The following is a 9013-nucleotide window of genomic DNA, read 5'->3' as shown; positions in this document are numbered from 1 at the left end:
CGGTTTCAGCAAGGCGAAAAGTACCATCTTGATTTAGCCGAAAAATATCATGCCAAAGTCATTGCGTTCGACAAGGGCGCAGATGCAATCGATAGCTTGCGGGACGGGCTATTAGGAATCGCCGATGATTATAACCAGCGAATCTCGACTATCGAAAACTCTAAAGAGCCTGTGGCGACGAAAGGGCCAAAAATCGCGCAGCTAATCGCAGAAGCGAATGGCTTCGCTGAGCATAAGGCTAGCGCCGCAGTTGCAGCTATAGCCGACGCCACACAAAAGATCCTCAGTGCTGAGGGAATGGCGATTTCAGCCCAGGAGTTCTTAAACAATCAGGGGCTGAGAACAAACGTCGGGAAACGGTGCGTCGGTCTAGCTGCTGGTGGGGAAGTCCAACCGGTTGGCGGTATTGAAGGCACCAAAGGCATAGGCACCCAGAGCGTTGCCGGGGTACATAGCAGCACGCTGACCGACGGTAGCCGCGCAGTTGGGGTCAACGCCGGCGATAGTAGTGGGTTCGGGGGAGTGCAACCCAGTGGCGGCCCAATTAGCGCCCCTTCCGTCGCCGCCTCTACCGAAACCGGCGCACATGTTCCAGGTACCCAACCGCTGACCTCGCCACTGGCCGGAGGCGGAATCTCACCGCCGGCTGGCTTCGGCGGGCCCTCGCCAAGCCAGCTGGGAAGTTCATTTCAAGCAGGGATGATGACAGGTCAGCCAGCATCCGTGGGCGCGCATAAGTTGTCGGAGGGCCTGCTCGACGCCGCCGCGACGTCCCCTTCGTCGCCGCAGCCGCCGGTCGTGCCGCCGGTAACGGCACCGACCATCACCGGAGCCGTCGAACCGGCCGCGGTGGACCATGGCTCAGCTGCCCCGGCGACCGCGGCCGCCGCCCCGATTGTGCCGACTGGCGGTAGCGCCGCCCCGGCCACGCCGGCGGTGGTGACCGGCGGACCGGTGGCTGCGCCGATAACTCCCACTGCCGGCGCGCCGCCAACTCCCGCAGGGCCGCTGCCGGCTTACGGGGCTGATCTGCGTCCGCCCATCGTCGGCTCACCGGCGGTGTCGGCCCCAACCACGCCGGTGTCCGGGGCGCCGGTGGCCTCGTCGTCGTCATCTCCGCCGTCCCCGAGCGGCCAGTTGCTGTCCACGGTCCAACGGACACCAGCGGGGCAGTCTGGGACGAGTGCGGCAAACCCCGTGGGCGCGTCGGCCTGGTCGGCGGCAGCCGGCGCCGTGGCTGGCGACACCTCCAGCCGGACCGCCGAACAACAGCGATTGCAACGCCTCGTCGATGCGGTGGCGCGCCAGGCCCCGGACTTGTCCTGGGGTGCCGGACTGCGTGACGACGGAACCACGCTCCTGGTCGGCAACATCGGAAGCGGTTGGATCCCGCCGAACGTGAAGATCCCGACCGGCGTGAACCGACTCTTGGAGCCTGCAGTGCGAAGACCCGACGCCACCATCATGGATCTGCTCGGTGCGGTCAGCGCCGCCGCGGTGCACAACGCCAACGGGTTTGTCGCCAAACCTGGACCCGATGACCCCAGCCTCACCGGCGATCGCGTGGCCCGCAGCGGGCCAAGAGTGGAGGAGCTGGGGCCCGCGCTGGTCGCGGCCGTGCGACGCCGCGACGGTTTGCCGCGAATCGCCCAGACTCTGGTACAAGCGGCCACGCGCAATACGGGAGTAACCGACAACGAGATCGATCTGCTGCACCAAGAGCTGCACTCTTCGTGCCAGAAGGCACTCGGGGATCCGCACGACCTAGCGCGGGTCGCCGACTGGATGTTGCTGGCAGCCATCGAAGCCCTGATCGAAGGCCACGAATCCCTGGCGCACTACCACGTGGCGTGGTACGAAGCGGTCTCGGCCCAACTGCCATGACTACCTTTGGAATGGTTGGCCCCTTACGATGCGACCCACGGGGACACGGCTCACGCGGGTCGCTCCACACGATGTTCGAGGTGTAATCATGACGGGCGGAATCCCGATCAAGGCAAGCCCGGGGACTTATAGCGGGATAGCTGCGGCGCCGCCGGGCCCACCGGTACTGCCGTTCGACGCCGCCGGCGTACCCGGGGGGACGCCGGCCGACCAAGCTGTCACCGGCCTCTTGAACGCCGGAAATATCGGCGTGCCCGGTGACCAGGCCGCCAGCGCACAGGGCGACCTGGACCGTAGGGCACATGCGGCCGACGCCGCGCAGAAGTTTCCGGCCAATGAGGAAAATGCGGCGCAACAGTTCCAGCAGATACCACAGATGATCCAGCAGATGGCGTCCGGCATCGCTGGTGCGATCGCCGGCGCCGCCGGCGGCATCATGGGGCCGCTCACGCAGCTTCCGCAACAGGCCATGCAGGCCGCAGAGAGCGCTATTCAGCCGGTGATGGGAGCAGCGAAGGGCAGCGGCGCGGCGGAGGCGGCGTTGTCCGATATGGCAGCAGAAGGGCCGGTGCTCGACGGCGGGAGCTCCGGAGAAGCCGCTCTTGGCAGTGGCGGCGGCGGTGGTGGTGGCCTCGGCGGTGGTGGTGGCACGACCCCAACTGGCTACCTCGGTCCGCCGCCCGTCCCGGCTTCCTCACCCCCGACGACCCCGGCTGCAGCATCGCTCAGGGCGCCAGCAGTAACACCAACGGGCGGGGCCCCGGCGCCCGCGGGTCCGGCGGGCATGGCTGGCATGCCGATGGTGCCAGGGGCCATGGGAGCCCACGGTGATGGTGGCGGCAAAGACAAACCCACCGAAAAGCGCGTGACGGTTCCCGCCGTCCCCAACGGCCAGCCGGTCAAGGGCCGCTTGACCGTTCCGCCGAGTGTTCCCGTGACCAAGTCTGGTGACGGCAAACCGCCCGTCGTCGCCCGCCCTAACCGGCGGATCGTGATTATGCCGACAGATGAAGAACCGCAAGAATAGGTTGCCGGGAATTCGTCGAATTTGTTTGACAGCTCATGGGATCGGTCGGCACGACGGCAGCCATGACAGCTAACCTCGCACCTGCCACATCGACGTCGGCAGCGACGGACGTACTACGGACGATCCGCCTTGGGTCCGGTCAGGCCACCGAACACCTGGCGGGCGGAAGGTCAGCGAGCGGTGGCTGAAAGGTCGGGTCCGGATGCTCTGCGCCCGGAAGGGCATGCGCAGGACAAGGCCCTGGTCGACCAGGTCTTGGCCGACCTGAAGGCGAATTTCGAAAAGTGGGAGGCGGTTCTGGCCGCACAGGAGTCGGTGACGTACACCGCCGACGTGGGTGACGTCTATGCAGTCTGTAATTCGGACGGGCGACTCACCGGTTTGTCGCTGGCTCCGCATGTGATGACGTCCTATACCTCGCGCGAGTTGGCGGATCGACTGAATATGGTTTTTGAGGCATTGCGCGAAGAAGCGCAGGCCGATTTCGATCGAAACTATGGTGGGGGCACCGTTGAATGACCCGCTGATGACGCGGGCGGTGGGCGCTTTGGTCCGTGGCCACAACTTGTTCGTCGGCGCCGATGTCGGCGGCGGCCTCGGCGATACGCCTGCGGCGACGCGCGCCCGCGCCGAGCGGATACGGCAAGCCGCCAATTCGGCCGGATCGTCCGAGCGAGCGGCGCTGCGGTCACGCGCCTTGGCGACGAGGCTGCACCGGTCTGCCGAGACCGATTGCGCGCTGAACACCATCCTCGTGACAGCGCGAGCCGACCGTTCCAACGCCAGGGCGGCCACGAGACGTGTCCTGGCCGACGCCGTGACCGATGTGACGCCGGCGGCCGATACTCCGATGGGGCGTCGGGAGGCGATAACTCGGATGGCAGCGCGGTTGCGCGCGCAGCACCGCCACATTCTGCGAGCCCGTTCCCGGGCGCGGTCGATGGCGGACCGGGTGCGGCGGCTGCATTTCGTACGGTTGCGGGCAACCGCCGGCGGAGGCGGGCGCGCCGCCGTGTTGGCCGCCATCCACAAAGCGTTGGATATCAAGGGAATTCATGATCCCAGGGCGCGGGCTCGGTGGGAGCGGGGGATGGATCTGGTGGCTCGCCGCGAGTCGAGCTACGACGCCGACGCTGAAAACACCGTCGATTCCAACGCGGCCCGTGGGACGCCCAGCAGAGGCGCATGGCAATTCATCGCCCCAACGTTCGAGCACTATCACGAGCCGGGGACCTCGACCAGCATTCACGATCTGGTTGCGCAGGCCTGCGCCTTCATCAACTATGCGCGTCGTCACTACGGCGTCGCCGCCGACGCATCGGATTTGGCCGATCGGATTCAGCAGGCGGATCCCCGCCGCATACCCAGGGGTTACTGACCAATGCCATTGAGTTTGTCGAACCGCGACCAGAATTCGGGGCACCTGTTTTATAACCGGCGCCTCCGGGCGGCGACCACCCGTTTCTCGGTGCGCATGAAACACGACGACCGCAAACAGACCGCGGCGCTGGCGCTCTCGGTGGTGTTGGTGATCATCGCGGCGGGCTGGATGGTGCTGCTGAACGTGCTCAAACCCAGCGGCGTCGTGGGTGATTCCGCGATTGTCGGCGACCGCGAGTCGGGGGCGATATACGCGCGCATCGACGGACGGCTATATCCCGCACTGAATCTGACTTCCGCACGGCTGGCGACGGGTATCGCCGGGCAGCCGACATGGGTGAAGCCCGCCGAGATCGCGAAGTATCCGACGGGCCCCCTGCTGGGGATACCGGGCGCCCCGGCGGCCATGCCGGTGAACCGCGGCGCCGTGTCGGCGTGGGCGCTGTGCGACACGGCGGGACGACCGCACACCTCGGATAAGCCCGTGGTGACCGCGATCGGCGGCCAGCTCACCGGTGGCCGGGCAATGCCGATGGCTAGCGGTGCCGCGCTGCTGGTGACGTTCGAAGGCGCCACCTACGTGATCTGGGACGGTAAGCGCTCGCAGGTCGATCCCGCCGAGAGGGCGGTCACCTTGAGCCTGGGGCTTGACCCCGGAGCGACTGTGCCGGTGGAGATTTCGAGGGCGCTCTTCGACGGTCTGCCGGCCACCGAGCCATTGCGGGTGCCCAACGTGCCCGAGGCCGGAAGTCCGTCGAAGTTCCTGCCGGGCTCGCAGGTGGGTGCGGTGCTGCAGGCTCAAACGGCCGGTAGCGGCGCCCAGTTCTATGTGCTGCTGGTCGATGGTGTGCAAAAAATCGGAGCGTTCGTGGCCGACCTGCTGCGCAGTGCCAACTCCTATGGATCGACATCGCCGCGGACGGTGACGCCCGACGTGCTGGTCAACATTCCTGAAGTGAGCTCATTGCCGGTTGACTACTACCCGAGCGGGCGACTGAACTTCATTGACTCCACTGCGAATCCGTCGACGTGCGTGTCATGGGAGAAGGCGTCGACGGATCCGCAGGCGCGAATCGTCATCTACAACGGCCGTGGGCTTCCGATTCCGCCGTCGATGGACAACCGGATCGTTCGGCTGGTACGTGACGATCGCGACCCGGGGTCGGTTGTTGCCAATCAGGTGCTGCTGTTGCCAGGTGCGGCGAACTTCGTCACGTCCACGAGCGGAGTGGTCACCAGCGACTCGAGGGAGTCTTTGTTTTGGGTGTCCGATAACGGCGTGCGGTTCGGCATCGCCGCCGACGACTCGACGCTGCGCGCCCTCGGCCTGGATCCGGCCGCGGCCGTGCAGGCGCCGTGGCCGTTGTTGCGCACCTTTGCCGCGGGGCCGGCGCTGTCGCAGCAAGCAGCGCTGGTGGCACGCGACACGGTACCGGCGGCCGGGCAGGCGACGGCGCTGACCACGTCGGCCAAGGCGGGAGGCTAGGGATGTCAAAAAGGGCGTTTCCCATCAACCGTGCGAAGATCCAACCGCCGAAACCGGTTCGGGTAGCCCCGGCTGCGCCGATAGCTCTGCCGGAACGCGAGCCGCGCAACATCTGGGTCATGATCGGGGTGCCGGCGTTGATCGTCGCACTGATCGGCACGATCGTGATGCTCTACGTATCGGGGGTGCGCAGCCTATCGACCGGGTTCTTCCCGCTGATGGGTATCGGGGCGTTCAGCATGCTGGCGTTCTCCGGTCGATTCGGGCGTGCGCGCAAGATCACGTGGGGTGAGTTGGAAAAGGGCCGGCGCCGCTACCTTCGCGACCTGGACAGCAACCGCGACGAGATTCAGAAAGCGGTATGCGCGCAACGCAATTGGCAGCAGGCGGTGCATTCCGATCCGCATGGGTTGGGAGCGATCATCGGCGGCCCCAGGATGTGGGAGCGTGGACGCGGCGACGTCGACTTCCTGGAGGTTCGGCTGGGCACGGGTGTGCAGCACGCCCCGGACTCGGTGTTGTCGGTGACCTGGCCCGACATTGCGTCCGACGAGGAGCTGGAGCCCGTCACCGGTCAGGCGTTGCGCGATTTCATTCTGGAACAACGGAAGATTCGGGACATCGCCAAGGTGGTGAATCTGCGGTCGGCACCGGGCTTCAGCTTCGTCGGCGACGATCTGGGCCGCGTCCGGTCGCTGATGCGGTCGGTGTTGTGCTCGCTGGCCGTTTTTCACAACCCTCGCGATGTCAAGTTGATGGTGGTCACGCGCAACCCGGAGCTGTGGTCCTGGATGGTGTGGTTGCCCCACAACCTGCACGACGAGCTGTTCGATGCCTGCGGGTGGCGGCGGCTGGTGTTCGCCACACCCGAGGAGCTGGAGGAGGCGCTGGGCGCCGAACTGCACATGAAGGGCAAGCGCGGCCAGTGGGCCCCGCCGGCGGTCCCCAGCCCGACCACGATAGGTTCGGCGCTGGAGACGGCCCCGGCCGATCCCACGGCGGAATTGGGTCCGCACTGGGTCATCGTCGACGACAACACGGGCAGCCCCGAGGCCTGGGAGAGTGTCGTCGGCCAAGTCGGCAAGGCCGGAATCACCGTGCTGCGCATCGCCTCACGGATCGGCATCGGAGTGGGCTTCGCCAAAGACCAGCTCTACGAGATGAGCGAGCGGCACGACTCCACGGTGACCGCCGCGTCCGACGGCTCGGCCAAAGCCCGCCGGAACAGCGACGCGGTCGACCATGGCGACAACCGTCCGGCGCCGCTGTTGCGCACGGGCGGCAAGTTCTTCGCGCACGCCGACCAGCTTCCGATTCCGCGGGCATACCGGTATGCGCGCGCGATGGCGCGGTGGTCGCCGACGAGCAGCAGCGAGATCACTGATTCAAGCAGCGGCGCGGCCGAGCTGCTCCGATCCCTGGGAATCAGCGATCCCCGTGAACTGGATGTCGATCGCTTGTGGGCCGAGCGGCGGGGCCGAGGCGACGAGCGGTGGTCGGAGATCCCGGTGGGCGCCAAGCCCAACGGAGAGCTGCAAAACATCATCATCCGCGCAAAGGACTTCGGCGGCTTCGGTTTTCACTCGGTGGTCATCGGTACCAGCGGGTCGGGCAAATCGGAGTTCTTCTTGTCGCTGGTGTACGGGATCGCGCTGACGCATTCGCCCGAGACCTTCAACGTCATCTTCGTCGACATGAAGTTTGAATCGGCCGCCCAAGACATCCTGGGCCTCCCGCACGTGGTGGCGGCGCTGTCGAACCTGGGCAAGGACGAACGGCATCTGGCTGAACGGATGCGCAGGGTCATCGACGGTGAAATAAAGCAGCGCTATGAGCTTTTCACGTCGGTGGGGGCCCGCGACGCCAACGACTACGAGGAGATCCGGCTTGCCGGCCGCGACCTCCCCCCGGTGCCGGTGTTGCTGGTGATCGTGGACGAGTATCTCGAGCTGTTCGCCAACCACGACAAGTGGATCAACCTGATCATTCACATCGGTCAGGAGGGCCGCGGCGCCAACGTGTTTTTCATGCTGGGCGGCCAACGACTGGACCTTTCGTCGCTGCAGAAAGTCAAGTCCAACATTGCCTTTCGGATCGCCCTGTGCGCCGAGTCGGGCGATGACAGCCGCGAGGTGATCGGGACGGACGCCGCCTACCATTTGCCTTCCAAGGAGAACGGTTTCGCGCTGCTGAAGGTGGGCCCCCGCGACCTGGAGCCGTTCCGGTGCTTTTATCTGTCGGCGCCTTTCGTGGTGCCGAAGAAACGGCAGGTGGTCCGGACCGTCGACATGACGTTGACGCAGCCCCGGCTCTACAACTGGCAGTACCAGCCGTTGGAGCAATCGGATGCGGCGGCGCTGCAGGCCGCATCGGCCGCCGACGAAGAGCCCGACGAATTCCTCTTGCATGAAGACGGTTTCAAGAAGAAGAAGATCGTCGACGTGTTGCGGGAGTCGCTGCGAAAGGTGCCGCACCGGGCGCCCCGCCGGCCGTGGTTGGAGCCGTTGGAGAATCCGGAACCCGTTGATGCGCTGGTGGCCGGGTGGCGGGGCAGGCCATGGCACGTCGATTACGGCGATAACCCGGGTCTGGTGTTTCCGGTGGGCGTCATGGACATTCCGGAAGAATCCAAGCAGGTTGTGCATTCCGTCGATGCGTTGCGCAGCAACATCATTGTGGTGGGGGCCAAACAGCGCGGCAAGACAACGACTTTGATGACGCTCATGTGCTCGGCTGCGATGATGTACACCCCGTCGCGGGTGACGTTCTTCTGCGTAGGTGGGGCGACCATGGCCCAAGTGGGTTCATTGCCGCACATCGCGGACATCGTGTCGCCCAAGGACACCGAGGGCATCGAGCGCATTTTGAGCAGCATGGATGCCCTGATCGATGCCCGCGAGGATGCGTTCCGGCGCGCCAACATCGATCTCGACGGGTTCCGGGAGCGCCGATTCGGCCCGGGCAGCGACGGGCTCGGGGGCACAGACCCCAACGACGCGTTCGGCGACGTCTTCGTGGTGGTCGATGATTACGACGACCTCTACACGAAAGACATGCTTCTGGGCGATCGTATCATCTCGCTGAGCAGCCGCGGCCCCGAGTACGGAGTGCACGTGATGTGCAGCGCGGGAGGCTGGATTCACGGGCAACGGCAGAAGCTGCTGCAGAATGCCACAGCGCGAATACAGTTGCGGCTGGCCGAACCCGGCGAGAGCCAGATGGGCCATTCGGCGATC

Annotated in this window: 6 protein-coding genes; all 6 read left to right on the top strand. The window is 65.7% G+C overall.

Going from position 1 to position 9013, the window contains the following annotated elements; all coding sequences use genetic code 11:
- The first annotated feature begins 702 nt into the window (after positions 1-702).
- On the top strand, positions 703-1884 hold the full coding sequence (locus tag JO059_RS14550) for a DUF5631 domain-containing protein (protein ID WP_293319850.1): 1182 nt from the start codon (positions 703-705) through the stop codon (positions 1882-1884).
- Between the two features lie 100 nt (positions 1885-1984).
- Entirely contained in the window at positions 1985-2911 is a 927-nt protein-coding gene (locus JO059_RS14545) for a hypothetical protein (RefSeq protein ID WP_293319852.1), read from the top strand.
- A 180-nt stretch (positions 2912-3091) separates the two neighbouring features.
- Positions 3092-3430, top strand: coding sequence for a DUF2710 family protein (locus JO059_RS14540; RefSeq protein ID WP_293319848.1), 339 nt, complete (start codon positions 3092-3094; stop codon positions 3428-3430).
- A complete protein-coding gene (locus JO059_RS14535; protein ID WP_293319846.1) occupies positions 3408-4289 on the top strand; it encodes a DUF4226 domain-containing protein in 882 nt (293 codons plus the stop codon). The genes JO059_RS14540 and JO059_RS14535 overlap by 23 nt, the downstream gene beginning before the upstream one ends.
- Positions 4290-4292: 3 nt before the next feature.
- Positions 4293-5777 carry a type VII secretion protein EccB gene (eccB, locus tag JO059_RS14530; RefSeq protein WP_293319844.1) on the top strand — a complete coding sequence of 495 codons (1485 nt, stop codon included), beginning with the start codon at positions 4293-4295 and terminating at the stop codon, positions 5775-5777.
- 2 nt (positions 5778-5779) lie between these two features.
- A partial coding sequence (gene eccCa / locus JO059_RS14525; protein WP_293319842.1) for a type VII secretion protein EccCa occupies positions 5780-9013 on the top strand: 3234 nt, incomplete at its 3' end.

This window comes from Mycobacterium sp., from assembly GCF_019247615.1.
In the GTDB taxonomy this organism is placed as follows: domain Bacteria; phylum Actinomycetota; class Actinomycetes; order Mycobacteriales; family Mycobacteriaceae; genus Mycobacterium.
This window is presented reverse-complemented; position numbering and strand designations above follow the sequence as displayed.